The organism is Pseudomonas saponiphila, from assembly GCF_900105185.1.
Classification (GTDB): Bacteria; Pseudomonadota; Gammaproteobacteria; order Pseudomonadales; family Pseudomonadaceae; genus Aquipseudomonas; species Aquipseudomonas saponiphila.
Genome location: NZ_FNTJ01000002.1, coordinates 1,497,114 through 1,521,408, shown reverse-complemented (window position 1 = coordinate 1,521,408; position 24,295 = coordinate 1,497,114). Strand labels below are relative to the sequence as shown.

Annotated in this window: 26 protein-coding genes; 10 read left to right on the top strand and 16 right to left on the bottom strand. The window is 62.8% G+C overall.

Features of this window, described 5'->3' with window-relative positions; all coding sequences use genetic code 11:
• Positions 1–62: 62 nt before the first annotated feature.
• The 5 genes from BLV47_RS28795 to BLV47_RS28775 all read right to left on the bottom strand — a co-directional run bounded on the left by BLV47_RS28795 (position 63) and on the right by BLV47_RS28775 (position 4,021).
• Positions 63–998: a glutathione S-transferase family protein gene (locus BLV47_RS28795; RefSeq protein ID WP_092319836.1), complete on the bottom strand. Its 936-nt coding sequence runs from the start codon at positions 996–998 to the stop codon at positions 63–65.
• A gap of 88 nt (positions 999–1,086) precedes the next feature.
• Positions 1,087–1,407 (bottom strand): GIY-YIG nuclease family protein, encoded by a 321-nt coding sequence (locus BLV47_RS28790; protein ID WP_092319834.1) that lies wholly within the window; start codon positions 1,405–1,407, stop codon positions 1,087–1,089.
• Positions 1,408–1,461: 54 nt separating this feature from the next.
• Positions 1,462–1,932 carry a nuclear transport factor 2 family protein gene (locus BLV47_RS28785; protein ID WP_092319832.1) on the bottom strand — a complete coding sequence of 157 codons (471 nt, stop codon included), beginning with the start codon at positions 1,930–1,932 and terminating at the stop codon, positions 1,462–1,464.
• A 99-nt stretch (positions 1,933–2,031) separates the two neighbouring features.
• A complete protein-coding gene (locus tag BLV47_RS28780) occupies positions 2,032–3,324 on the bottom strand; it encodes a CynX/NimT family MFS transporter (RefSeq protein WP_092319830.1) in 1,293 nt (430 codons plus the stop codon).
• 13 nt (positions 3,325–3,337) lie between these two features.
• Complete coding sequence (locus BLV47_RS28775) at positions 3,338–4,021, bottom strand: FadR/GntR family transcriptional regulator (RefSeq protein WP_092319828.1); 684 nt, start codon at positions 4,019–4,021, stop codon at positions 3,338–3,340.
• Between the two features lie 185 nt (positions 4,022–4,206).
• On the opposite strand from BLV47_RS28775, the gene istA reads away from it, so the two are divergent.
• The 4 genes from istA (at position 4,207) to BLV47_RS28755 (ending at position 7,601) form a co-directional block, all read left to right on the top strand.
• Positions 4,207–5,892 carry an IS21 family transposase gene (istA, locus tag BLV47_RS28770; RefSeq protein WP_062838241.1) on the top strand — a complete coding sequence of 562 codons (1,686 nt, stop codon included), beginning with the start codon at positions 4,207–4,209 and terminating at the stop codon, positions 5,890–5,892.
• Positions 5,780–6,529, top strand: coding sequence for an IS21-like element IS1474 family helper ATPase IstB (gene istB, locus BLV47_RS28765; RefSeq protein ID WP_062838242.1), 750 nt, complete (start codon positions 5,780–5,782; stop codon positions 6,527–6,529). Before istA ends, istB begins: the two co-directional genes overlap by 113 nt.
• Positions 6,530–6,810: 281 nt before the next feature.
• Positions 6,811–7,122 (top strand): type II toxin-antitoxin system MqsR family toxin, encoded by a 312-nt coding sequence (locus BLV47_RS28760; RefSeq protein ID WP_092320583.1) that lies wholly within the window; start codon positions 6,811–6,813, stop codon positions 7,120–7,122.
• Positions 7,119–7,601: a type II toxin-antitoxin system MqsA family antitoxin gene (locus BLV47_RS28755; protein ID WP_092319826.1), complete on the top strand. Its 483-nt coding sequence runs from the start codon at positions 7,119–7,121 to the stop codon at positions 7,599–7,601. The genes BLV47_RS28760 and BLV47_RS28755 overlap by 4 nt, the downstream gene beginning before the upstream one ends.
• A 65-nt stretch (positions 7,602–7,666) precedes the next feature.
• Here BLV47_RS28755 and BLV47_RS28750 read toward each other — a convergent pair whose 3' ends face one another.
• From BLV47_RS28750 to BLV47_RS28735, 4 genes are all read right to left on the bottom strand, one after another.
• A complete protein-coding gene (locus BLV47_RS28750; RefSeq protein WP_016965197.1) occupies positions 7,667–8,431 on the bottom strand; it encodes an amino acid ABC transporter ATP-binding protein in 765 nt (254 codons plus the stop codon).
• A 10-nt stretch (positions 8,432–8,441) separates the two neighbouring features.
• Positions 8,442–9,539 (bottom strand): amino acid ABC transporter permease, encoded by a 1,098-nt coding sequence (locus tag BLV47_RS28745; RefSeq protein ID WP_060837651.1) that lies wholly within the window; start codon positions 9,537–9,539, stop codon positions 8,442–8,444.
• A 10-nt stretch (positions 9,540–9,549) separates the two neighbouring features.
• Positions 9,550–10,731, bottom strand: a complete 1,182-nt coding sequence (locus tag BLV47_RS28740) for an amino acid ABC transporter permease (protein WP_092319824.1) — start codon at positions 10,729–10,731, stop codon at positions 9,550–9,552.
• Between the two features lie 65 nt (positions 10,732–10,796).
• Positions 10,797–11,825, bottom strand: coding sequence for an amino acid ABC transporter substrate-binding protein (locus BLV47_RS28735; protein ID WP_016965200.1), 1,029 nt, complete (start codon positions 11,823–11,825; stop codon positions 10,797–10,799).
• A 473-nt stretch (positions 11,826–12,298) separates the two neighbouring features.
• Here BLV47_RS28735 and BLV47_RS28730 point away from each other — a divergent pair, with 473 nt between their 5' ends.
• From BLV47_RS28730 to BLV47_RS28710, 5 genes are all read left to right on the top strand, one after another.
• On the top strand, positions 12,299–12,955 hold the full coding sequence (locus BLV47_RS28730) for an alpha/beta hydrolase (protein ID WP_092319822.1): 657 nt from the start codon (positions 12,299–12,301) through the stop codon (positions 12,953–12,955).
• A gap of 97 nt (positions 12,956–13,052) precedes the next feature.
• Positions 13,053–14,549, top strand: coding sequence for an ATP-dependent RNA helicase RhlB (gene rhlB, locus BLV47_RS28725; protein WP_092319820.1), 1,497 nt, complete (start codon positions 13,053–13,055; stop codon positions 14,547–14,549).
• Between the two features lie 121 nt (positions 14,550–14,670).
• Entirely contained in the window at positions 14,671–15,624 is a 954-nt protein-coding gene (locus tag BLV47_RS28720; RefSeq protein WP_092319818.1) for an ornithine cyclodeaminase family protein, read from the top strand.
• 34 nt (positions 15,625–15,658) lie between these two features.
• Entirely contained in the window at positions 15,659–16,786 is a 1,128-nt protein-coding gene (locus tag BLV47_RS28715) for an NAD(P)/FAD-dependent oxidoreductase (RefSeq protein WP_092319816.1), read from the top strand.
• Positions 16,787–16,876: 90 nt separating this feature from the next.
• Positions 16,877–17,506: a helix-turn-helix transcriptional regulator gene (locus tag BLV47_RS28710; RefSeq protein WP_092319814.1), complete on the top strand. Its 630-nt coding sequence runs from the start codon at positions 16,877–16,879 to the stop codon at positions 17,504–17,506.
• A 90-nt stretch (positions 17,507–17,596) separates the two neighbouring features.
• On the opposite strand, the gene BLV47_RS28705 is transcribed toward BLV47_RS28710, so the two are convergent.
• From BLV47_RS28705 to moaC, 4 genes are all read right to left on the bottom strand, one after another.
• Positions 17,597–18,373, bottom strand: a complete 777-nt coding sequence (locus BLV47_RS28705) for an ABC transporter substrate-binding protein (RefSeq protein WP_092319812.1) — start codon at positions 18,371–18,373, stop codon at positions 17,597–17,599.
• Between the two features lie 219 nt (positions 18,374–18,592).
• Complete coding sequence (moaE, locus tag BLV47_RS28700) at positions 18,593–19,045, bottom strand: molybdopterin synthase catalytic subunit MoaE (protein ID WP_092319810.1); 453 nt, start codon at positions 19,043–19,045, stop codon at positions 18,593–18,595.
• Position 19,046: 1 nt separating this feature from the next.
• Positions 19,047–19,289, bottom strand: a complete 243-nt coding sequence (locus BLV47_RS28695; protein WP_092319808.1) for a MoaD/ThiS family protein — start codon at positions 19,287–19,289, stop codon at positions 19,047–19,049.
• A complete protein-coding gene (gene moaC / locus BLV47_RS28690; RefSeq protein ID WP_092319806.1) occupies positions 19,286–19,759 on the bottom strand; it encodes a cyclic pyranopterin monophosphate synthase MoaC in 474 nt (157 codons plus the stop codon). Before moaC ends, BLV47_RS28695 begins: the two co-directional genes overlap by 4 nt.
• Positions 19,760–19,938: 179 nt before the next feature.
• On the opposite strand from moaC, the gene BLV47_RS28685 reads away from it, so the two are divergent.
• Positions 19,939–20,385: a DMT family transporter gene (locus BLV47_RS28685; protein WP_016968497.1), complete on the top strand. Its 447-nt coding sequence runs from the start codon at positions 19,939–19,941 to the stop codon at positions 20,383–20,385.
• Between the two features lie 9 nt (positions 20,386–20,394).
• Here BLV47_RS28685 and BLV47_RS28680 read toward each other — a convergent pair whose 3' ends face one another.
• The 3 genes from BLV47_RS28680 to BLV47_RS28670 form a co-directional block, all read right to left on the bottom strand.
• Positions 20,395–21,312: a LysR substrate-binding domain-containing protein gene (locus BLV47_RS28680; protein WP_092319804.1), complete on the bottom strand. Its 918-nt coding sequence runs from the start codon at positions 21,310–21,312 to the stop codon at positions 20,395–20,397.
• Positions 21,313–21,427: 115 nt separating this feature from the next.
• Complete coding sequence (locus BLV47_RS28675) at positions 21,428–22,822, bottom strand: PhoH family protein (RefSeq protein WP_060837639.1); 1,395 nt, start codon at positions 22,820–22,822, stop codon at positions 21,428–21,430.
• A gap of 346 nt (positions 22,823–23,168) precedes the next feature.
• Positions 23,169–24,293, bottom strand: a complete 1,125-nt coding sequence (locus BLV47_RS28670; protein ID WP_092319802.1) for a polysaccharide deacetylase family protein — start codon at positions 24,291–24,293, stop codon at positions 23,169–23,171.
• Positions 24,294–24,295 lie beyond the last annotated feature (2 nt).

The window sequence follows — 24,295 nt, the reverse complement described above, 5'->3', positions numbered from 1 at the left end:
CACTGATCTTGAGGACGCCTTCGCTGGCAAGCCAGCTCCTACACCAGCAGGTTTCTAGCCGATCACTGCGCCTGGATGTGGAAGCCCAGGCGTGGAAAATGCACGTGCACCAGGCCGGCGCGCGGATCCTCGCGACGCAGGATCAACTCTTCAGTACCGGCAAACAGCAACTCGCCCGCCACCGGATCGACGCCATAGTCGGTCGCCGCAATCACCACCTGTTGCCCCGCCGCAAAACCATTGGGGTCGACGAACTGCTCATCCGGCAGCGCCACCGGAGTAGCGTTGCGCGACACCTCAAGGGCCTCTTCGGCACTCATCTCGGTGAAGGAGCCATGACCAAAGCCCAGCACCCGCGCCAACCAGGCGGATACCGCCGGATACTCGTCCACCAGCGGTGCGGTCACCGGCGTGCCCTTGAGGAACCACAGCGAGTGAGCCAGGGCGATATCGGCAATCGACGGCTCGCCAAACAGGAAGTCCCCCGGCTCGCGCTGCAGTTGCTGCTCCAGACGCGCCATGATGGTCGGCCACTGATGCTTGGCCACATCCAGGGGCAGGCGGCTGGCACTGCCGCCACTGAACAGCCCGGCGCGGTCGGCCATGAAGGCCTTGACCGCTTCAGGCGGTAGCTTGCCAAAGCGCACGGCGGCCGACTCGGGCTGGAACACCAGGGTCACCGCATGCTGGAACACCACCGAGTCGACCCAGGCGGCGAAGGTCGCGCTGATCATTTCCTGGCCTTCGGGAAACAGCGCCGGCGAGCTCTTTTCCAGCTCCAGGCGGCGCGCGATCAGGGCCGTGTCGCAATAGATGTCCGCGCCGATCTGCAACACCGGGGTCTTGCGATAGCCGCCGGTCAGGGCCGTCAGGTCGGGTTTGGGCATGACCGGGGAAATCTTCACGGAACGCCAGGACAGGCCCTTGAACCCCAGGAGCAAGCGGGCTTTTTCCGCGAAGGGAGAGGTCGGGTAATGGTGGAGAATCAACTCTGACATGCTGGGGTCCGCCACAAGAAGGAGAGCGCTGAAGCTTAGCGCGCAATCCGTGGACGGCCTACAGATCCAACTGATGAGAACCTATCAGTCAGATTGATGCGATTGCACTGGCAGAAGCCACCAGGCACTCCTTGGCGCTCTTCCTGAGTTTTTTGATCAGCCGCTCCTGGCGCAGGGCCTCGCTCTTGTCTCGGCAGGCTTCGGTGTAGACCAGGGCCACCGCCGGGCTGGAAAGAAAGAAGCGCGCGCCCTTGCCACTCTGATGCTTGGCAAAGCGCTTCACCGGGTCATCGCTGATACCGCAGTAAAGGGCGCCATTGGCCGCGCGCACCAGGTACACAAACCAGGGTTTGCTGGCAGGCGCGGGCGGTTCGGCGGCAATCTCGGGGAGTGGATCTGGACGGCTCACAAGAATAATCGAGGCCTGTGGATAACAAGCCGCGATCTTAGCAGAGGATGGCTTTCAGCGACCGCTCTGGAAGGCCTTGAGGCCTTTGCGGGCCTGAGCGCGAACGGCGTTTTTCACCAGGGGTGTCCAGCCCAGCAACAGGCCCTTGACCCCCAGGGCCTGACGCGCCCAGAGCCACAGGTCGAAATGATCGTGGTGCTCGCAAATCTTGCCGTCGCGAAACACGAAGCGCGCCTGAATGTCATTGATCACGGTGTTGCCGGTCTGGCTGAACAGGTAGGTGGCCACCCAGTGCGCGCCCCCTGAACGCTCGTCGGCGCGCACCTGATCGAAAGTCAGGGAAAAGTCCTTGGCCCGGCTGGTGAGCATGCGCCACATGTCGCCGGCATCACGTCCGCGCAATTCGCCAAAGGCCGGATCACTGAAAACAACGTCCTCGGTATAGCAGGCACTCATGGCCTCGGCATCCAGACGCTGAAAGGCCTGGTAGAACTCGGTGATCAGGGCGCGGTGGGCATCGCTCATGGGCGGACTCCGGAAGGGCAAAGGGATGCCAGCACAATAATCCGCACGCCTTGAGATGACTATCGGCATTTGCGCGGCAAATACCGACAGTGAGGCTCGTTAGATTTTCTCGCTCTGCACCTGCACATACAGCGCACGACCCGCGCCCAGCCCGGCGATGATCGCCCCGCTGCCCAGCACCGCGAAGATCCAGCCCACGGCGTTCCAGCCACCGGTCCAGTCGTGCACCAGCCCCACCGCAAACGGCCCCATGGACGCCAGGGTGTAGCCGATGCCCTGGGCCATGCTCGACAGGTTGGCGGCCACATGGGAGTCCCGCGAACGCAGGACGATCAGGGTCAGGGCCAGGCTGAAAGTGCCGCCCTGCCCCAGGCCCAGGAGAATGGCCCAGCCCCACAAGCCGTCCAGCGGCGCATAAAGGCAGCCGAACAGGCCGCCCAGGGTCATCAGCATGACCATCACGATGGCCAGGCGCTGGTCCCTGCCGCGAGTCGCCAGCCAGGGCGCCGCCAGGGAGCTGGCCAGTTGCACGATCACCGAACCCGACAGCACCAGCCCCGCCTGGGTCGGGGTCAGCCCGCGGCCGATCAGGATCGACGGCAACCAGCCAAACACGATGTAGGCCAGAGAGGATTGCAGCCCCATGTACAGGGTCACCTGCCAGGCCAGCGGATCGCGCAGCAACCCGCGCACACGGAAGGCGACATGGTGAGCCCCGTGTTTCTGCCCCACTTGAGGCAGCCAGAACAGCGCCGCCACCATGGCCGGCACGACCCAGAAGCCCAGTCCCATGGCCCAGCTGTTGCCGAAGTGCTGGCTCAAGGGCACCGTGGCCCCGGCCGCCATGGCCGCGCCCAGGCACAGGGCCATGGTGTAGACCCCGGTCATGGTGCCCGCATGCCGGGCAAAGTCGCGTTTGACGATGCCCGGCAGCAGCACGCCGATCACGCCGATGCTGGCGCCGGCCAGGATGCTCCCGGCAAAGACCCCGAACTCCCCCAGGGAACTGCGCAGCACAATGCCCAGGGCCAGGGTCAGGAGAATCCCCAGCACCACCCGCTCGGCACCAAAACGCCGGGCCAGCAGCGGCGCCAAAGGCGCGAACAAACCCAGGCACAACACCGGCAAGGTGGTCAGCAACCCCGCCTTGGCCGCCGACAGGCCCAGGCTCTGGGATACGTCACTGAGCAACGGCGCCATGCTCGACAGCGCCGGACGCAGGTTCAGCGCCACCAGGATCAGCCCCAGCAGCAACAGCCAGGGCCGACGTACCGCGGGCGGGGCCTGCTGAAGCTCCTCGTCATCGGCCTCGGCGTCGATCAGCAGCTCTTCGAGCTCGGCAGGACGCCGAGGAGCAGACGGGGTATTCGGGGGTACCTGGTGATTGGACATGAAGGTCTCGGATTCAGGATTCGTTGATCAGTTGGCGGGACAGCTTCTTGGCCCGCTCGGGGTCGCCCTGTTCGATGGCATCCAGCAGGTGCTGATGGAGATCGAAGACGTCCTGGCGACGCGGAGCCTGGGTCAAGGTCTGGCGCAACTGCGCGCCGACCACACTGGAGAAGTAGCGGTACAGCTGGCTGAGGGTCGGATTGTGGGCGGCATCCACCAGGCGCTGGTGAAACACCAGGTCGCAGGCGATGTAACTTTCCAGGTCGCCGTGAAAATGCCCGCTGCTGGCCTGCAAGGCTTGCTTCAAGTCCTGCAGGTCCTCGTCGGTGCGACGCAGGGCCGCCAGGCCGACCGCCTCCACTTCGAGGATCTGCCGGGTTTCCCGGGCCTGTTCCAGAGAGCACTGCGACAGCGCCTGGAGCATGTCCAGTGGATCGGCCACCGCCCGCAGGTAACTGCCATCGCCCTGGCGGATCTCGATCAGTCCGGAGAACGCCAGCACCCGCATGGCTTCGCGCACCGTATTGCGGCTGATGCCCAGTTCTTGGGCCAGTTCCGGTTCGGTGGGCAAGCGCTGGCCGACCCGCCAGACACCGTTGTTGATGCGTTTGCGCAGTTGCTCCAGGGCCTGGTCGACCAGGGATTTTTTGATCAGGGTGCGGATTTCGGAGCACCGTGACCGGCCGTTTCGGTTGATCGTGACCGGTCATTTCGCTAACGCGTGACCGCTCATTTCGGTAGCAACGTGACCGATTTTCCGCCTGTTCCGAAACAGGTGGTCACGGCTTACCGAAATCGCCGGTCACGACTTAGCGAAAGCCTTCCCCTTCGTTGCGCATGACCTGATGCGCCGCCATCCTCGACCGATTTCGGGAGAGGAAGATGGCGGCGCCGCGAGTAGCCATGCGAAACATCAAAGAATGTCTGCGCCTCAAGTTTGAGGCCGGCTTGTCCCACGAGAAGATTGCCCGTGCCTTGCAGCTGTCCAAGGGCGTGGTTAGCAAGTACATCGCGGCGGCGCGGGTGGCCGGGCTGGACTGGCCGGCGCTGGTGGCCATGGACGAGGCCGCGCTGGCGGCCGCCTTGTTTGCACCGACGTCGACGAACAAGCCGCGCGGTGAGCGAGTGCTGCCCGATGTGCTGAGCATCCACCGCGAGTTGCGACGCAAGGGCGTGACCTTGCAGCTGCTGTGGGAGGAATATCTCGCCGCGCATGCGGGCCAGCCGACCTACCGCTACACCCAGTTCGTCGAGCACTACCGGCGCTACGCCCAGACGCTCAAACGTTCGATGCGTCAGCTGCACCGTGCGGGCGAGAAGCTATTCATCGACTATGCCGGGCCGACGCTGCCGGTGGTCGACCCGGCCACCGGCGAAGTGCGCCGGGCGCACATCTTCGTCGCCGCCCTGGGCGCCTCGAATTACACCTATGCCTGCGCGACGCCAGGCGAAACCCAGGTGGACTGGCTGACCTCGCTGGGCCAGGCTCTGACCTACTTTGGCGGCGTGCCGGAAATGGTTGTGCCGGACAATCCGCGCGCCCTGGTCGCCCAGCCGGATCGCTACGAGCCGGGCCTGAACCGGGCCACGCTGGAGTGCGCGCGTCATTACCAGACGGTGATCCTGCCGGCACGGCCACGCAAGCCTCAGGACAAGGCCAAGGCCGAGGTGGCGGTGCAGGTGGTCGAGCGCTGGATCATGGCGCGGCTGCGCCATCGGCAGTTCTTCAGCCTGCATGCGCTTAACCAGGCCATCGCCGAGCTGCTGGAGGATCTGAATCGGCGCCCGTTCAAGCGGCTCGATGGCTGCCGGCGCGACTGGTTCGAGCGCCTGGATCGCCCGGCCTTGCGAGCGCTGCCGGTGCATCCCTACGAGGTCGCCACCTTCAAGCGCTGCAAGGTCAGCATCGACTACCACATCGAGGTCAATGGCAGCTTCTACAGCGTGCCCTCCGCCCTGGCCCGGCAGAACGTGGACGTGCGACTGACGGCACACACCCTGGAAGTGCTGCATGGCAACCGGCGGGTGGCCAGCCACCTGCTGCTGGGGCGACGCGGCGCTTACAGTACCCAGCGCGAGCACATGCCCGCGGCGCACCAGGCGCATCGCGAATGGACGCCACAACGCCTGCTCGACTGGGGCGCGCGGATCGGCCCCTACACGCGCCAACTGATCGATCACCAACTGACCCACAAGCCGCACCCGGAGATGGGCTACCGCGCCTGCCTCGGCCTGCTCTCGCTGGCCCGGCGCTATGGCAATGCACGCCTGGAAGCCGCTGCCGAACGTGCCGTACACCTGCGCGCCTTCACCGGGCGCAGCGTGCGCAACCTGCTCCAGCAAGGCCTGGATCAACAGCCGCTGCCCCAGCGTGCCGCCGAAACGACCTTACCCGGCGACCACGAGAACGTCCGTGGCGCCGACTACTACCAACCCCCGCAACAGGAGCTGTTCGATGATGCCGCAACACACCCTGAATCAACTGCACCAGCTACGCCTGGACGGCATGGCCCGCGCCCTGGAAGAGCAATGGACGCTGCCGGCCAGCCACAGCCTGAGCTTCGATGAACGCCTCGGCCTACTGCTCGACCGCGAACTGGCCTGGCGTGACAACCAGCGCCTGGTACGGCTGCGCAAGAAGGCCAAGCTCAAGTACGCCAACGCCTGCCTGGAAGATCTCGACCGCCGCACCGGACGCGCCCTGGACGAGCGTCTGATCGCCACCCTGGCCAGTGGCGACTGGATCCGCCAGCAGCACAACCTGCTGCTGACCGGCCCGACCGGTGCCGGCAAAACCTGGCTGGCCTGCGCCCTGGGCAACCAGGCCTGCCGCCAGGGCTATAGCACCCTGTACCTGCGCACCCCGCGCCTGCTGGAACAACTGCGCATCGCTCATGGCGACGGCAGCTTCGGCCGTACCCTGCAACAGCTGGCAAAGGTCGACGTCCTGGTGCTGGACGACTGGGCGCTAGCCCCGCTGGAGGAAGGAGCCCGGCATGACCTGCTGGAGGTGATCGACGACCGCGCTGGCAGCCGCTCCACCATCCTGACGAGCCAACTGCCCATCGAGCACTGGCACGGCTGGATCAACGACCCGACCCTGGCCGATGCCATCCTCGACCGCCTGGTGCACAACGCCTACCGACTGACGATGAAAGGCGAGTCGCTGCGCCGAAAAAAAGCCGAGGAACAAGCCGCATCGTGACCGATGCGATTACAATCCAGAACCCGCGCAACCGGGGTGGAAGCACCGGTCACGTATTAGCGAAACGCTCGGTCACGTTCACCGAAATCCGCAATCAGGGGGGATGTTTCGCTCATGGGACTCGCTCAATCATCCAATCATCGGATGAATTGTCGGACATGGTATTCAGGCTTTTCCGAGAGTTCAACGGATTAGGCTGGAGGAGGCACTTTCGCCACGGCAAACAGGCCTTGACAAAAAACCCTATAAGGGTAATTTCAATCAGGCCTCAAGGGTGTCTCATGGAAAAGAAAACACTTCACCACGACCTCTCGCTGATCAAGGCGCACGTCGTTCGACAAGGGGCACAAGCCTTCACTCGAAGCGCATTGCGCTGCGGCAGGGAACTCGGATTGTCCTTGGCCGCCATGCAACGAGTGATAGCCGGACTCCAGGGCAACATGTTCTACAAATCGATGACCACCTATTGCGATCACCGGGTGTGGCAAGACGTGTATTACACCAGCCTCGATGACCGGACGCTCTACATCAAGATCACCCACCGCCCCGGCTTGGGGCCTCCAATGATCTCCTTCAAGGAGGCACAGACATGAAACGACAACAGTGCTACAGCTGCGGCGCCCCGACCGGCATGCTGGCGTTCGAGCAGCGCAGCGAGGTCGTCGACTACCGGCACCTGTTGCGTCACCTGCATGGCCTGGCGGGCTGGGAATGCCAGGAGTGCGGTGAAATCGAATTCGATGCCCAGAGTGCAGAACGCTACGCCGCCGCAGGCGACCAGTTGCTTGAGGATTACCGGCAGGAGGTTGCCACAGACCTGAAGCGCATCCGCCGCAAGCTGCACCTCTCGCAAAAGGAGGCAGTCAAGCTGCTGTCCGGAGGTGGACACAATGCCTTTTCCCGTTACGAGCGCGGCGAAGTCGGCGTGCCCCAGCCGCTGTACGTGCTGATGCGCCTGCTGGATCGCCACCCACGTTTGATGAAGGACGTACTGGAGCTTGGCGAACCACGGCTGGCGCCCTCAGCCTTGGGCGACCCACCCGAACCACAGCTCGGTGCTGCCGGCAGTTGAACGCCGAGCAAAAATAAACCCGGAGCCAGTCCGGGTTTATCGTCAGCGCCAACCGTGCATCAGGGTCAATGCAGGATCTGGCTCAGGAACAGCTTGGTGCGATCGTTTTGCGGGTTATCGAAGAAGTCGTTCGGTGCCGCCTGCTCGACGATTTCGCCCTTGTCCATGAAGATCACCCGGTTGGCCACGGTGCGGGCAAAGCCCATTTCGTGGGTCACGCAGAGCATGGTCATGCCGTCTTCCGCCAGGCCAATCATGGTATCCAGCACTTCCTTGACCATTTCCGGGTCCAGGGCCGAAGTCGGTTCGTCGAACAGCATGATCTTGGGCTTCATGCACAGTGCCCGGGCAATCGCCACCCGTTGCTGCTGCCCACCGGACAGCTGGCCCGGGTACTTGTTGGCCTGCTCCGGAATGCGCACCCGCTCCAGGTAATGCATGGCGATTTCCTCGGCCTTGCGCTTGGGCATCTTGCGCACCCACATCGGCGCCAGGGTGCAGTTCTGCAGGATGGTCAGGTGCGGAAACAGGTTGAAGTGCTGGAACACCATGCCCACTTCCCGACGAATGGCCTCGATCTGCTTGAGGTCGTTGGTCAGTTCCACGCCGTCCACCACGATGCGTCCCTGCTGGTGCTCTTCCAGGCGGTTGAGGCAGCGGATGGTGGTGGATTTGCCCGAACCCGACGGCCCGCACAACACGATGCGCTCACCCTGGCGGACGTTGAGGTTGATGTCCTTCAACACGTGGAACTGGCCGTACCACTTGTTCACACCCTGCATCTGAATAATGCCTTCAGGGCCCACAGGCTTTTTGTTCGCTTCACTCATGGAGATACTCCTAACGCTTGTGGCCTGTGTCCAACTTACGCTCCAGATGCATGGAGTAGCGGGACATACCGAAACAGAAAATCCAGAACACCAGGGCCGCGAAGACATAGCCTTCGGTGGCCATGCCCAGCCATTTGGGATCGGCGGCGGCTTGCTTGACGCTGTTGAGCAGGTCGAACAGGCCGATGATGATCACCAGGCTGGTGTCCTTGAACAGGGCGATGAAGGTGTTGACGATGCCGGGAATCACCAGCTTCAGGGCCTGGGGCAGAATCACCAGGCCCATGGCCCGCCAGTAACCCAGGCCCATGGCCGCAGCGGCTTCGTACTGGCCCTTGGGAATGGCTTGCAAGCCACCGCGCACCACCTCGGCCACATAGGCCGACTGGAACAGGATCACCCCGATCAAGGCCCGCAGCAGCTTGTCGAAGTTCATGCCCTCGGGCAGGAACAGCGGCAGCATCACCGAGGACATGAACAGCACGGTGATCAGCGGCACGCCGCGCCAGAACTCGATGAAGGTCACGCAGACCACGCGAATCGCCGGCAGGTTGGAACGTCGTCCCAATGCCAGCAGGATCCCCAGCGGCAGGGCTCCGGCAATCCCCACCGTGGCGATCACCAGGGTCAGCATCAGGCCGCCCCATTGGCTGGTGGCGACATTGCTCAAGCCCAGGTAACCGCCGTGCAGCAGGGTGTAGGCAACCACCGGGTACCACACCAGGAAACACAAGCCGTAGATCGCCTTGCGGGCAAAGCGCGAGATGAACAACGGCGCCACACCAATCACCGCCAGCCACACGGTCAGGTCGACCCGCCAGCGCAGCTCCACCGGGTAATAGCCATACATGAACTGGCCGAAACGCTGCTGGATGAACACCCAGCAGGCGCCGTCCTTGGTGCAGTCGGCACGGGTGGTGCCGACCCAGTTGGCGTCGAGGATCGCCCAGTGCAGCAGTGGCGGCACCACCAGGTAGATCAGGTAGAAGGCAAACAGGGTCAACAGGGTGTTGAGCCAGCTGGAGAACATGTTGGCGCGCATCCACGCCAGCACGCCGATGCTGCGGCTGGGCGGCGGCATGTCGGGTTTGAAAGTATGAGTCGTCATGGGCGCTTCCTCACCGCTCGATCAGCGCAATGCGCTTGTTGTACCAGTTCATCAGCAGGGAAATGCTGATGCTGATCGCCAGGTACACGCTCATGGTGATGGCAATCACCTCGATGGCCTGGCCGGTCTGGTTGAGCACCGTGCCGGCGAACAGCGACACCATTTCCGGGTAGCCGATACCGGCGGCCAGGGACGAGTTCTTCGCCAGGTTCAGGTATTGGCTGGTCAGCGGCGGAATGATCACCCGCAGGGCCTGGGGAATGATCACCTTGCGCAGGGTCGGGCCGTTGCGCAGCCCCAGGGAGCGGGCCGCCTCGGTCTGGCCGTGGCTCACCGACTTGATCCCGGAGCGCACGATCTCGGCGATGAATGCTGCGGTGTAGACGGTCAGGGCCAGGGTCAGGGCCAGCAGCTCGGGGATCAGCACCCAGCCGCCAACGAAGTTGAAGCCTTGCAGCTTGGGCAACTCCCAATGCACGGGCGAGCCGAACAGCAGTGTGCACAACGCCGGAATCACCAGCAGCAGCGCCAATCCGCACCAGAACTTGTGGAACGGCACCCCGGTGTCTTCAAAGCGTTTGTTGGCCCAGCGGCACATCAGCACGATGGCGACTATGGCCAGCACCACACTCGCCACGAACGCCCAGAACCCCGGGGCCATTTGCGCCGCCGGCATGTTCAGGCCCCGGCTGCTGACAAAGAAGGTGTCGCCGAAGTTGTGGCTGTTGCGCGGCCCCGGCATGGTCAGGAACACCGCGAAGTACCAGAACAGGATCTGCAGCAGCGGCGGAATGTTGCGGAACACCTCCACATACACCGTCGCCAGCTTGTTGATGATCCAGTTCTGCGACAGCCGCGCCACCCCGATGATGAACCCCAGCAGGGTCGCCAGGATCACTCCGATAAAGGTCACCAGCAGCGTATTGAGCAGGCCGATGACGAAGACCCGGGCATAACTGTCCGCTTCGGTGTAGGCAATCAGGTGTTGAGCGATGCCGAAACCGGCGCTGCGCTCAAGAAAGTCGAAACCCGAGGTGATACCCCGGTGCTGAAGGTTGGTTTGCGTGTTGTCGAACAGAAACCAGCCCAGCGAAACCACCGCCACGAGGGTGATGATCTGAAACAGCCAGGCGCGCACACGCGGATCGCTGAGGCTAAGCCTCTGCTTGGGTGCGCCGATTGAATTTTGCATGAAGTGCCCCAGGAATAATGGAACAGAACATCACCCGGCGGTTGGCCCGCCGGGTGATAGAACCATCAGCGCACAGGTGGTGCGTATTGGATGCCGCCGTTGTTCCACAGCGCGTTCAGGCCGCGGTCGATGGCCAGTGGCGTGCTCTTGCCGAGGTTTTTCTCGAACACTTCACCGTAGTTACCTACTTGCTTGACGATCTGTACTACCCAGTCCTTCGGCAGTTTCAGGTCTTTGCCGTATTCACCGTCCGCGCCCAGCAGACGTGCTACATCAGGGTTCTTGGTCGACTTGGCTTCAGCTTCGACGTTTTTCGAAGTGATGCCCGCCTCTTCGGCGTTGAGCATGGCGAACAGGGTCCACTTGACGATGCTGAACCACTCTTCGTCGCCCTTACGCACCACCGGGCCCAGCGGCTCCTTGGAGATGGTTTCCGGCAGCACGACATAATCGGTCGGGGTGGCCAGCTTGCTGCGCTGTGCGTAGAGCTGGGACTTGTCGGATGTCAGCACGTCGCAACGCCCGGATTCCAGGGACTTGGCGCTTTCATCGGAGGTATCGAAGGTGATCGGGGTGTATTTCAGACCATTGCCACGGAAGTAATCCGACACGTTCAGCTCGGTAGTAGTACCGGCTTGAATACAGATGGTCGCGCCGTCCAGTTCCTTGGCACTTTTCACACCCAGCTTGTTGTTCACCAGAAAGCCGATGCCGTCGTAATAGGTGACACCGGCGAACATCAGGCCCATGCCCGCATCGCGGGAGCTGGTCCAGGTGGTGTTGCGCGACAGCACGTCGATTTCGCCGGATTGCAGCGCGGTGAAGCGCTCCTTGGCGTTCAACTGGCTGAACTTGACCTTGGTCGCATCACCGAATACCGCAGCGGCCACGGCGCGGCAGACGTCGGCGTCGATACCGAGGATCTTGCCGGTCGCATCCGGTACCGAGAAACCCGGCAAACCGTCACTGACACCGCACTGTACGAATCCTTTCTTCTGTACTGCATCGAGGGTCGCACCCGCCTGTGCGAAACCGCTTGTAGCCAGCACCGTAGCCGCCGTGACAGCGGCCAGGGTGGATTTCAACATCTTCATTCAAACCTCCAATCTTGCTCTTGTTGTGTCGGAGCTTGAGTCCTGCCGCGCCCTTGTGAGGCGCTGACCCGTGTAGGCTTTTTTATAGGGTCAAGCGGCGTAAGACCTTCGCTATGAGTCTAGTAGGAGAAATCCACGTAATGGGGGGCCTACATCTCACCAATCGGCCGAACGGGCTGTAGCCCTTTGCAGTTCGCAAAGCCCGTAGCGGCCATTGGCGAACCTGTATCAGAGGAGGTTGGCGATGCCATCGCCCGCGGTAGCCTGTTAGTGTTACCGCCGGCAGAGAGTGCTATCACTTCCACTCCTCCTTTTGAGCCATAGCAAAGCCCGTACCACAGTTTCGGCTAAAGCGTTTCAGCCAGTGGCCATTAGCAAAACGTTCAACCATGCGACATCTTCTTCACCGATCAACCGGGCGCGCCCCTTAACCTCGCACTCAATCAGCGCGCACGCACAAAAATGGAGCAAGCATGACCGAGCCCTTGATTCTTCAGCCCAGCAAGCCCGCAGATGCCTGTGTGATCTGGCTTCACGGCCTGGGAGCGGACCGTTACGACTTTCTGCCGGTGGCCGAGATGCTGCAGGAAAAACTCTTGAGCACCCGCTTCGTCCTGCCCCAGGCACCGACCCGAGCCGTGACCATCAATGGCGGATATGCCATGCCCAGCTGGTACGACATTTTGGCCATGAACCCGGCTCGCGCGATCAGTCGCGAACAGCTCGACGAATCATCTGATGAAGTCATCAGACTGATCGAAGAGCAACGCGCCAGCGGAATAGACGCCTCGCGAATTTTCCTGGCAGGTTTCTCCCAGGGTGGCGCCGTCGTGCTGCACACTGCCTTCCTCAAATGGCAGGGTCCGTTGGGTGGCGTGCTTGCCCTCTCCACTTACGCACCGACCTTTGACGACGAACTGCAACTTTCCGCCAGCCAACAGCGGATTCCGCTGCTGTCGCTGCACGGCCAGTACGACGAAGTGGTGCAAAACGCCATGGGCCGCACCGCCTACGAGTATCTTAAGCAGCATGGTGTCACCGTGACCTGGCAGGAATACCCAATGGGGCACGAGGTGTTACCAGAAGAAATCAGCGACATCGGCACCTGGCTGAGCGAGCGTTTGCGCTAGAAAAACCGCCTCAAGCCGGAGGCCAGAGCAACAGACTACGCCGCGCCCGTTTCTTGCATTACACTGGCCGGCGTACATTCCTTAACCAATTGATGAGATGACCGTGCTCAAAGCACTCAAGAAAATCTTCGGTAAAAGCGAGGCTGAGCCGCTCGCGCCAAGCCCCAGTGCCCCTACCCCCAGTTCCAGCAGCCGCAGTGACGGCCGTCAGCCGGAACCGAGCGCACCCGCTACCGCAGCCAAAAGAGAACCGGTGAACACACCGGCCGCCCCTTGCTCTCCCAAAGCGCCGCGCCAAGAGAAGCCCAAGGCCGAACACCCCAAACCCGAGCAGCCGCGCCGTCCGCGGGCACCCAAGCCGCCCGCCAGCACCTGGAAACTCGAAGACTTCGTGGTCGAACCCCAGGAAGGCAAGACCCGTTTCCACGACTTCAAGCTGGCACCGGAACTGATGCACGCCATCCAGGACCTGGGCTTTCCTTATTGCACGCCGATCCAGGCCCAGGTACTGGGCTATACCCTGGCGGGCAAGGACGCCATCGGCCGGGCCCAGACCGGCACCGGCAAGACCGCCGCGTTCCTGATTTCGATCATCACCCAGTTGCTGCAGACTCCGCCGCCCAAGGAGCGCTACATGGGCGAGCCGCGGGCGCTGATCATTGCCCCGACCCGGGAACTGGTGGTGCAGATCGCCAAGGATGCCGCGGCGCTGACCAAGTACACCGGCCTCAACGTCATGACCTTCGTTGGCGGCATGGACTTCGACAAACAGCTCAAGCACCTGGAAGCCCGCCACTGCGACATCCTGGTGGCCACCCCGGGCCGTCTGCTGGACTTCAACCAGCGCGGCGACGTGCACCTGGACATGGTCGAAGTGATGGTGCTGGACGAAGCCGACCGCATGCTCGACATGGGCTTCATCCCGCAGGTGCGGCAGATCATTCGCCAGACCCCGCCCAAGAGCGAACGCCAGACCCTGCTGTTCTCCGCCACCTTCACCGACGACGTGATGAACCTGGCCAAGCAATGGACCACGGACCCGGCGATTGTCGAGATCGAGGCCGAGAACGTCGCCAGCGAAAACGTCGAACAGCACATTTATGCCGTGGCCGGGGCCGACAAGTACAAGCTGCTGTACAACCTGGTCACCGACAACGGCTGGGAACGGGTCATGGTCTTCGCCAACCGCAAGGATGAAGTGCGGCGCATCGAGGAACGCCTGGTACGCGACGGCGTGAACGCCGCCCAGCTGTCCGGCGACGTGCCGCAGCACAAGCGGATCAAGACCCTGGAAGGCTTCCGCGAAGGCAAGATCCGAGTACTGGTGGCTACCGACGTGGCCGGCCGCGGCATCCATATCGACGGCATCAGCCACGTGATCAACTTCACCCTGCCGGAAGTGCCGGACGACTACGTGCACCGTATCGGCCGTACCGGTCGCGCCGGGGCCGAGGGCGTGTCCATCAGCTTCGCCGGCGAGGACGACTCCTACCAGCTGCCATCGATCGAAGCCCTGCTGGGACGCAAGATCAGCTGCGAAATGCCGCCTGCCGAGCTGTTGCGCCCAGTCACGCGCAAACGCCCGCAAGCCTGATAACCGACGCACCGAAAAAACGCAGCCCATCACCGGCTGCGTTTTTTTTTGCCTGGATATTGCCCGACAAAACTAAAAGTCCATAATGGACAAATTAGTTTAACTTGATGGGAGCCCTTGCATGTCCAGCACGCCCTACCTGATGGCCCGGCCCGAAGCCCGCCAGTTGCTCGCGCAAATCGACGTCCCGCAGATCCTGCGCAAACTGTTCCGTGACCTGGCCGCCGGGCTCGCCGTGCAGCCGGCGCAACAACTGGTGGAGTTTCCCCAGGGCGCCGGCGACTTCATCAACTACCTGGGCGTGCTGGCTGAAGATCGTGTGTATGGGGTCAAGACTTCACCCTATATCGTCCGCGCCGAAGGTCCGCTGGTTACCGCCTGGACCCTACTGATGTCCATGGACAGCGGCCAGCCGCTGCTGCTGTGCGACGCCGCCGAACTGACCACCGCACGTACCGCCGCCACCACGGCGGTCGCCGTCGAGGCACTGGCCACGCCCGAGGCCCGACACCTGACAATCATCGGCAGCGGCGCGGTGGCCCAGGCGCACCTGCACTATGTGAAAGACCTGCGCCAATGGCAGAGCATCCGCCTCCATTCCCCAAGCCTTGCCAGCAAGTCTGCCGAGGAGCTTGCGCGCCTCAAGGCCCTGGACCCGCGCCTGCAACTGGTGCCCAAGCTGGAAGAGGCGGTCGAAGACGCCGACGTGATCATGCTCTGCACCTCCTCCGCCGGGCCGGTGATCGATCCGCGCCGCCTCGCCAAACCGGCGCTGATCACCTCCATCAGCACCAACGCGCCACGGGCCCATGAAATACCGCCCGCGGCCCTGCCGGAGCTGCAGGTCTACTGCGACTACCGGCGCACCACCCCAGGCTCGGCCGGAGAAATGCTGATCGCCGGCGAACAGCACGGCTGGGACAGCGCGACGATCCTCGGCGACCTGCCGGAGCTGCTGAGCAACCAGGCGCAACGCCCCAGCGCCGAGCGCCATGTGTTCTTCCGCTCCATTGGCCTGGGCCTGGAGGACATCGCCCTGGCCAACGCCCTGTACCACCTGCAGCGCCAGCCATAAGCACCCGTCACCTGCATCTTTTCCGGAGTTATCAATGACCCAGGCAGACTTCATCATCATCGGCGGCGGTATCGCCGGGGCCTCCACCGGTTACTGGCTGTCGCGCCACGGCCGGGTCATCGTGCTGGAACGCGAGTCGCACCCGGCCTACCACTCCACCGGCCGCTCCGCCGCGCTCTACACCGCCGCCTATGGCACGGCCCAGGTGCGCGCCCTGACCCTGGCCAGCCGGGACTTCCTCGACCAGCCCCCCGAAGGCTTCTGCGAACACCCGCTGCTGACACCGCGGGGTGAAATGACCGTGGACTTCAACGGTGACCCGGTCGAACTGAACAATCAGTACCTCAGCGCCAAGGCCACGGTGCCGGAGATGCAACTGCTCAGTGCAGACCAAGCCTGCGCTCGTCTGCCGATCCTGCGCCGCGAAAAGGTCCATGGCGCCCTCTACGACCCCAGTGCCAGCGATATCGACACCGACGCTCTGCACCAGGGCTACCTGCGGGGTATTCGCCGCCATCAGGGCCAGGTCTATACCGACCATGAAGTGCTGGGGTTGCAGCGCGATGAACAAGGGCTGTGGCAGGTCCAGACCAGCGGCCAGACCTTCAGCGCCCCGCTGCTGATCAACGCCGCCGGCGCCTGGGCCGACCAGATCGGCGCCCTGGCTGGCGCCCGCCGCCTGGGCCTGCAACCCAAGCGCCGCGCCGCGTTCATTTTTGCCGGCCCGGAAGGGGTCGATATTCACCAGTGGCCGATGCTGGTGAGCCTGGACGAATCCTTCTACATGAAGCCCGACGCCGGCATGTTCCTCGGCTCGCCGGCCAACGCCGACCCGGTCGAGCCCCATGATGTGCAGCCCGAGGAGCTGGACATTGCCCTGGGCATCTACCAGATCGAAGAAGCCACCACCCTGAGCATCCGCCGCCCGACCCGGACCTGGGCCGGCCTGCGCAGCTTTGTCAGCGACGGCGATCTGCTGGCCGGTTTCGATCCACAGGTGCCCGGGCTGTTCTGGGTCGCCGGGCAAGGCGGCTACGGCATCCAGACCTCCCCGGCCATGGGCCAGGCCAGCGCCGCCCTGGTACGAGGCCAGCCGCTGCCGGAACAGCTGACCCGCTTCGGCCTCACGCCCGCCATGCTATCCCCTGCCCGCCTTGGCTGAAAACGCCCTCAGGATGACGTGCCCCAGCGATTGCGGCACACTCCCTGCGCCCGCTGACGGCGGGCGCCGATGCCGCCTGGAGTAAGACCCATGACCTCACCCGCGAAGGACCCCGCCCTGGACAATTTCCGGGCGATAGCCGATGCCATTGCCACACTGTTTTTCCCTCACGCCGAGGTGGTGCTCCACGACCTGCGCACGCAGAAGATCGACTACATCGCCAACAACCTGTCCAAGCGCGAAGTGGGCGACGATGCGGCCCTGGAAGACCTGCTCAGTGGCGACAGCAGTGAGCGCAACATCGGCCCCTATGAAAAGCTCAACTGGGACGGGCAGAAGATCCGCAGCCTGAGCAGCGTGCTGCGCGACAGCCAGGGCCAGCCAATGGCCGTGCTGTGCATCAACCTGAATATTTCCCTGTTCGAAAACGCCAAGGCGGCGCTGGACCTGTTTCTCTCGCCGAGCAAACTGATTCCCCAGCCCGACTCGCTGTTCCGTGATGACTGGCAAGAGCGCATCAACACCTTCCTGCACAACTGGCTGCGCGAACGCCAACTGGGGCTGAACCTGCTGACCCGCGACCACAAGCGCGAGCTGGTACTGGCGCTGCACGCCGAGGGCGCCTTCAAGGGCAAGAGCGCTTCGAACTATGTGGCCAACGTGCTGAACATGGGCCGGGCAACGGTGTACAAGCACCTGAAGGAATTGAAGGAACAGTAAAGGTTCGCGAGCTCGCTCCTACAGGGGACGAGGCCATTTCCGTAGGAGCGAGCTTGCTCGCGAAGGCGTCCTCAAGAACGCCAAACAGCCTCAATCCCCATAGATATCCGACTTGAAGTACTTGGCCTGGATCTTCTGATACTCGCCCTTGGCGCGAATCTCATCGATGGCCTTGTTCAACTCGCTCACCAGCTCACTGTTGCCCTTGCGCACCGCGATCCCCGCGCCCTCGCCAACATACTTCGGATCTTTCAACTCAGGCCCGACAAAGGCGTAGTCGGCGCCCCGTGGCATCGACAGGAAATCATCCAGGGGAATGGTGTCGGCGAAGATCGCGTCCAGGCGCCCGGCCGCCAGGTCCATGTAGATCTCTTCGTTGTTGCTGTAGCGCACCACCTTGATGCCCTTGGGCTCGAAGACTTCCGTCGCGAAGCGATCAGTGGTGGTGGAACGCTGCACGCCCACGGTCTTGCCCTTGAGGCTGGCGTACTGGTCATCCACCACCGCGCCCTTCTTCATCACCAGGCGCGACGAGGTGAAGTAGTACTTGTGGGTGAAATCCACCGATTTGCGGCGTTCCGCGGTAATGGTCATGGAAGACAGCGCAGCGTCGATCTTCTTCACTTTCAACGAAGGGATCAGGCCGTCGAACTCGCCCTCGATCCACTCGCACTTGACCTGCATCTGCGCGCACAAGGCATTGCCGATGTCGTAATCGAAACCACCGATCTTGCCGTCGGCGGTCTTGAAGGCGAACGGCGGATACGCCGCCTCGATGCCCAGGCGCAGGGTTTTCTCGGCAGCCATCAGGCTGCTGCACGCCAACAGGCTCAAGGCCAGGCCACTGATGAGGGGGAATTTTTTCATGTTCGTTCTCTCGCGGGTTGTTGTTGGTTTGGCAAGACAGAAGGAAGAGGTGAAACGGAAGAACACTGTATTTGTACTTGTAAATCCATACTGGACTTTTACGTACACATCGTCAACGGCGCGCGCAGCGACTTGTCCCCAGCGGTCGGCGGGAACGGTCGCAGTCGATTGAAGGTTGGATTGCGGCGGGCTCAAGCCCCGCCGACAAGCATCAGGGGATTACTCGTTCCAGCGCTCGGCCGCAGCGTGGTCACTGTCGCGGCCCTCGACCCAACGCGGGCCGTCGACGGTGTTTTCCTTTTTCCAGAACGGCGCACGGGTCTTCAGGTAGTCCATGACAAAGGCACAGGCATCAAAGGCGGCCTGACGATGGGCACTGGCCGCGCCGACGAAGACAATCGGCTCGCCCGGCTCCAGGGCGCCAATGCGGTGCAGCACCTCCAGTTGCAACAGCGGCCAGCGCTGCTGGGCTTCGGCCGCGATCTTGCCCAAGGCCTTTTCGGTCATGCCCGGATAGTGCTCAAGGAACATGCCATGGACATCCTGGCCGTCATTGAAGTCGCGCACGTAACCGACAAAGCTGACCACCGCGCCGACGCCGGTATTGGCGGCGTGCATGGCGTTGACTTCGGCGCCGGGATCGAAGGCCGCGGATTGCACACGGATCGCCATCTCAGCCTCCGGTCACGGTGGGAAAGAACGCCACTTCATCGCCGTCCGCCAGGGGCTCGTCCAACTGGCACAGCTCTTCGTTGCGGGCGCACATCAGGTTCTGTTCGGCCAATACGCTGGCGCCCTCGCGGGACAGCAGCGCCTGGCGCACATCGTCGACACAGGCAAAGTCACCCTCGACAAGCAGGCCATCGAGCCCCAGGGCCTCACGGTAACGGGCAAAGAACTTCACCGAGATCTTCATGCGTCAGCCACCCGGTATTCGCCGCTCTTGCCACCGGTTTTCTCCAGCACCCGCACGCCTTCGATGATCATGCCGCGATCCACGGCCTTGCACATGTCATAGATGGTCAGCGCGGCGACACTGGCCGCGGTCAACGCCTCCATTTCCACCCCGGTCTGCCCCGACAGCTTGCAACGCGCCAGGATGTGCACGCTGTCCTCGCCCTGGGCACTGAGTTCGACCTTGACGCTGGTCAGCATCAGCGGATGACACAGGGGAATCAGGTCACTGGTCTTCTTTGCCGCCTGGATACCGGCGATGCGGGCCACGGCAAATACATCGCCCTTGGGGTGACCGCCACTAACGATCATCTGCAGGGTTTGCGGGAGCATGCGCACCCGCGCTTCGGCCGCCGCCTCGCGAAAGGTCACGGCCTTGTCGGTGACGTCGACCATATTGGCGCGCCCTTGGGAATCGAGATGAGTCAGCACGGCGTTACTCCTGATCAGGTGGGCCGATTGTAAACCTGCGGGTCAATTTTTCGCACGGGGCATCTGCCCGCGCCAACCGGCAATCAGCCCGACGAATATCCCGCATCAGAACAACGAATTGGAGCCCGGCCGTGGATAAACGTACAACAGCGCCAACATCCACAAGAGGAGCTCGCTTCATGGCCTTGTTCGTTTCGATCCTGCTCAGCCTGCTCGCCGGTTTCGCCGTGCCCCTGCAGGCCGGGACCAATGCCCGCCTGGGTACCCTGCTGGGGCACCCGCTGTGGGCCACCGGTGTGTCGCTGCTGGTCAGCCTGCTGGTGCTGGGGGGCCTGCTGCTGTTCATCAAGGTGCCCAAGCCCAATCTCATGGCCGCGCTGCAAGGCCCCTGGTGGATCTGGATGGGCGGCCTGGCCGGGGTGCTCTACATCACCGTCGCGCTGTTGATGGCGCCGCGCCTGGGGGCGCTGAACTTCATCATGGTGGTGATCATCGGCCAGTTGCTGATCTCGCTGATCATCGACTACTTCGGGCTGGTGGGGCTGCCACGCAAGGACATCAGCCTGCAGAAGCTGATCGGCGTGCTGGTAGTGATCGGCGGCTTCGTCATTACTACCCGTGGCTGAGACGCCACCTCAGCCACGGGCCACGCTGGCCAGCCTGACCTGATCACGCAACCAGCGATGCGCCAGGTCATCGCTGAAACGCGAATGCCAGATCTGCACGAACTTGAAGGGCGCAATGTTCAGCGGCGGAGTCAAGCGCAGCAGTCCCTGCTGCAGCGGGATCTCGTCCAGGGTGCGACCGGCCACGGTGAGGATCAGGTCGGTGCCGCGGATCATGTTCGGCGCCGCCCCCCAATGCGGCACGCTGACCGCAATCTGCCGCTGCAGGCCTTCGTCTGCCAGGCACTGATCGACCTCCCCGTTGAAGCAACCGTCCATCGACACCTGCAAATGAGGGCGCGCCAGATAGGTGCTCAAGTCCAGGCGTTGCTCCGCGCCCAAGGTGCTGCCATCCACCAGGCAAGAGAACGTCTCTTCAAACAGCACCTCCTTGGCGATCTCCGCGCCGAGGCTGGGAAACACCCCCAGAGCCAGGTCGATCTGGCCCTGGGCAATCTGCTCGGACATCTGGTGACGGCTGCCCTGGGTCACCACCAGGCGCATCAATGGCGCCTCGCCCCGCAGGCGCACCAGCAACCGAGGAAGGACGATGGCCGCCGCGTAATCCGACATCGCCAAATGAAAGATCCGCTGGGAAGTGGCTGGGTCGAAGTCCAGGGATTTGCCGAGCAAAGTCTCGATCTGGCTGAGAATCTCCTTGAGGGGCGCCTGCAGGCTGCGGGCCAGCGGGCTGAGCAGCACCTCGTTGCCCTGGCGGATCAGCAGCGGATCATCCAGTAGCAGCCGCAGCTTGCCCAGGGAATGACTGATGGCCGGCTGGCTCAGGTGCAGGCGCTCGCCGGTGCGGGTCACGTGTTTTTCCGTCAGCAAGGCATCGAGGATTACCAGCAGATTCAGGTCGATATTGCGCAGGGAAACGCGGGTCATCCGGTGTTTTCCAACTGGGGAATGCTCGGCGGCGGGAGTGCAGGATAACCCGTTGCCAGGGCCCGGATGCAAAACGGGCGACCCGAAGGCCGCCCGTGCTGGAAGGTAGTTGCAGTTACAGGTGGCTCTCCGCGTACTCCGCCAGGATCGAGCGCGGCACCCCTTGCAGGGTGATGTGCACGCCGTTGGGGAAGTCCTTGAAGCGTTCGGTGAGGTAGGTCAGGCCCGAGCTGGTGGCCGACAGGTAAGGGGTATCGATCTGCGCCAGGTTGCCCAGGCACACCACTTTGGAACCGGCGCCGGCACGGGTGATGATGGTTTTCATCTGGTGCGGGGTGAGGTTCTGGCATTCGTCGATCAGGATCAGGCTCTGCTGGAAGCTGCGACCGCGGATGTAGTTCAGGGATTTGAACTGCAACGGCACCTTGCTGAGGATGTAGTCGACGCTGCCGTGGGTGTTCTCGTCGTCCATGTGCAGGGCTTCGAGGTTGTCGGTAATGGCGCCCAGCCAGGGTTCCATCTTCTCCGCCTCGGTGCCCGGCAGGAAGCCGATCTCCTGGTCCAGCCCCTGCACGCTGCGGGTGGCGATGATGCGCCGGTAGCGCTTGCTGACCATGGTCTGCTCGATGGCCGCGGCCAGGGCCAGGATGGTCTTGCCGGAGCCGGCGGCGCCGGACAGGTTGACCAGGTGGATGTCCGGGTCGAGCAGCGCGTACAGCGCCAGGCCCTGGTAGATGTCACGCGGTTTCAGGCCCCAGGCTTCCTGGTGCAACAGGGGTTCCTGATGCAGGTCGAGGATCAGCAGCACATCGGCGCGGATTTCCTTGATCCAGCCGACAAAGCCCTGTTCATCGATGATGAATTCGTTGATATGCACCGCCGGCAGGTTGTCGATCAACTGCACCTGGTGCCAGGTGCGGCCGTGATCCTGACGGGTTTCCACCTTGCTCACGCGGTCCCAGAACGAGCCGCTCATGTTGTGGAAACCATTGGGCAGCAGGGACACGTCGTCCACCAGCTGGTCGGTGCTGTAGTCCTCGGCGGCGATCCCGCAGGCCCGTGCCTTGAGGCGCATGTTGATGTCTTTGGTCACCAGCACCACGGGCAGGTCCTTGTTGCGCGCGTGCAGGTCGATCAGCTGGTTGATGATGATGTTGTCGTTGAGGTTCTCCGGCAACAGGCTGTTGGGCTCGTTGCGCTTGCTCATCAGAATCGACAGCAAGCCCTTGGGCCCGCTCTTGCCACGCTGGATCGGCACCCCCAGCTCGACGTCCTCGGGCGAGGCCTCGCCCAGGGTCTTGTCGATCAGGCGGATCGCCTGACGGCATTCGGCGGCCACGCTGTGATGCCCGCTCTTGAGCTTGTCCAGCTCTTCAAGGACGGTCATGGGAATGGCGACGTGGTGTTCTTCGAAATTCAGTAAGGCGTTGGGATCGTGAATCAATACATTGGTATCGAGTACATAAAGGATTGGCTGGTTGGAAGAAGAGCTACGTCCGTGGTCATCCATACTCGGTCACCTTATGTGGGAGCCAGTCGACGCAATACCATGGGGTATCGCGCCTCGAATGACCACCGAATTCACCCGCGAGGGTTCAGGTGGCCTGCACACACAAGGAGTCTTGGGAGACGCCACCTGTGTCGCAGGTTTCGGCGGTCTGAGTTCGTAATACTCCAAAAACCGTGACAGGAAAACGCACTTTGACGCTTTTTTGATGTTTATTTTTCAGAGTGACGAAAAGCCCTTGGCGCACTGCCCGCTCACCGTTAAAGTCGAAAGTCCGCCCGCCTCGAAATCCCGCAAAAATCCGCCCCCTTTCCCGCCCACACCCCGTGTTTCCGGGCCTTTGGCGCTTTCAGCGAAATGCATCCTGGCAGTCTTCCCAACCGATGCCGCTCTGCGCAGTCTGTGCCAGCAACCAGGGCAGGCTGGTCTTGACCCCGTCCTGCTTGGCATTGAAGGCAATCACCCCGCGCCGCCACAGCAGCATCAACGTCAGCACCCTTTGCCCGCTGTCCTCGGCCTTGAGCTTGCCGGGGCCGTCCTGGGCGTCGATGTCCCACAGCGCCACCTGCATGCCCTGGGCATTGAAGAAACCCTCGGCGTCGGCGCGACGCTGGCCAAGGGGCGGGCGGAACAGCGGCACGTAGTTTTCCGGCAGCTTGCTCTTCACCAGATCGGCGCTGCGCTGGATCGAATACTGCCAGTCCTGCCAGTGGCTGTGGGAGCGGAACTCCCAGCCCTGGACCCCAACGCACTGGCGGGAATACAGCGACTGCAGGCTGGCCACCGAGGCCTTGTCGAGACGGTTCTGGATGTCGTTGCCAAGCACGAAGAAGGTGCCGCTGAGATTGGCCTTGCGCAGGTAATGGGTGAGCCAGGGGGTATTGTCCGGTGCCAGGTTGGCGGCGCTGTCGAAAGTCAGCAGGAACAGCCGGTCATTGAGTTCGTCGCCATTGCGCTCGTAGTCGCCGAAACGCAGCACCTCGCTGCTGGTCTGCGGTGACAACGCCGCCTTGCGCAGCAACTCATCCAGGTACTGCTCATGGAAGCTGCGGCTGGGTTCACCCCAACGGGCGTAGTAGGAATCCTCGCCGAGCTGGAACTTGCCGGCCTGCTTGCGCAACTGCTGCATGTTTTCCACCAGGAAACAGAACGAAGCGTCCTGATCGCAGCTCTGCTGGGCGAAGTTGTAGTTCTCCAGCAGGCGTGCCCAGAGATGCTCGCGCAGCTCGTTGATCGCCCCCATGTTGATCATGCGCAGGCCCAGACGCTGTTTGAGCGAGGCCTCGTCCCAGGCCTCGCTGACCAGCAGGGCACGGGCGAAGGTGAGGATCTCGGCCCGCGAGGCGACGTCGAACAGGGTCGGATTGTCGAGTTTTTCCGGCCAGGTGCTGCGATCCAGGGTCGCCGGATCATTGGGCGCCGCCAGCACGCTGACACTCAGTAGCCAGGCCGAGAACAGTAACGCGATACGCAAAA

Coding starts and splice junctions, on each gene's coding strand:
- BLV47_RS28745 (WP_060837651.1), bottom strand. CDS start 9,539: ATGACGACTCATACTTTCAAACCCGACATGCCGCCGCCCAGCCGCAGC.
- BLV47_RS28780 (WP_092319830.1), bottom strand. CDS start 3,324: ATGTCCAATCACCAGGTACCCCCGAATACCCCGTCTGCTCCTCGGCGT.
- BLV47_RS28755 (WP_092319826.1), top strand. CDS start 7,119: ATGAAACGACAACAGTGCTACAGCTGCGGCGCCCCGACCGGCATGCTG.
- BLV47_RS28680 (WP_092319804.1), bottom strand. CDS start 21,312: ATGACCCGCGTTTCCCTGCGCAATATCGACCTGAATCTGCTGGTAATC.
- rhlB (WP_092319820.1), top strand. CDS start 13,053: ATGACCGTGCTCAAAGCACTCAAGAAAATCTTCGGTAAAAGCGAGGCT.
- BLV47_RS28720 (WP_092319818.1), top strand. CDS start 14,671: ATGTCCAGCACGCCCTACCTGATGGCCCGGCCCGAAGCCCGCCAGTTG.
- BLV47_RS28760 (WP_092320583.1), top strand. CDS start 6,811: ATGGAAAAGAAAACACTTCACCACGACCTCTCGCTGATCAAGGCGCAC.
- istB (WP_062838242.1), top strand. CDS start 5,780: ATGATGCCGCAACACACCCTGAATCAACTGCACCAGCTACGCCTGGAC.
- BLV47_RS28735 (WP_016965200.1), bottom strand. CDS start 11,825: ATGAAGATGTTGAAATCCACCCTGGCCGCTGTCACGGCGGCTACGGTG.
- BLV47_RS28715 (WP_092319816.1), top strand. CDS start 15,659: ATGACCCAGGCAGACTTCATCATCATCGGCGGCGGTATCGCCGGGGCC.
- istA (WP_062838241.1), top strand. CDS start 4,207: ATGGCGGCGCCGCGAGTAGCCATGCGAAACATCAAAGAATGTCTGCGC.
- BLV47_RS28730 (WP_092319822.1), top strand. CDS start 12,299: ATGACCGAGCCCTTGATTCTTCAGCCCAGCAAGCCCGCAGATGCCTGT.
- BLV47_RS28750 (WP_016965197.1), bottom strand. CDS start 8,431: ATGAGTGAAGCGAACAAAAAGCCTGTGGGCCCTGAAGGCATTATTCAG.
- BLV47_RS28685 (WP_016968497.1), top strand. CDS start 19,939: ATGGCCTTGTTCGTTTCGATCCTGCTCAGCCTGCTCGCCGGTTTCGCC.
- BLV47_RS28695 (WP_092319808.1), bottom strand. CDS start 19,289: ATGAAGATCTCGGTGAAGTTCTTTGCCCGTTACCGTGAGGCCCTGGGG.
- moaE (WP_092319810.1), bottom strand. CDS start 19,045: ATGGCGATCCGTGTGCAATCCGCGGCCTTCGATCCCGGCGCCGAAGTC.
- BLV47_RS28675 (WP_060837639.1), bottom strand. CDS start 22,822: ATGGATGACCACGGACGTAGCTCTTCTTCCAACCAGCCAATCCTTTAT.
- BLV47_RS28705 (WP_092319812.1), bottom strand. CDS start 18,373: ATGAAAAAATTCCCCCTCATCAGTGGCCTGGCCTTGAGCCTGTTGGCG.
- BLV47_RS28710 (WP_092319814.1), top strand. CDS start 16,877: ATGACCTCACCCGCGAAGGACCCCGCCCTGGACAATTTCCGGGCGATA.
- BLV47_RS28740 (WP_092319824.1), bottom strand. CDS start 10,731: ATGCAAAATTCAATCGGCGCACCCAAGCAGAGGCTTAGCCTCAGCGAT.
- BLV47_RS28795 (WP_092319836.1), bottom strand. CDS start 998: ATGTCAGAGTTGATTCTCCACCATTACCCGACCTCTCCCTTCGCGGAA.
- BLV47_RS28785 (WP_092319832.1), bottom strand. CDS start 1,932: ATGAGCGATGCCCACCGCGCCCTGATCACCGAGTTCTACCAGGCCTTT.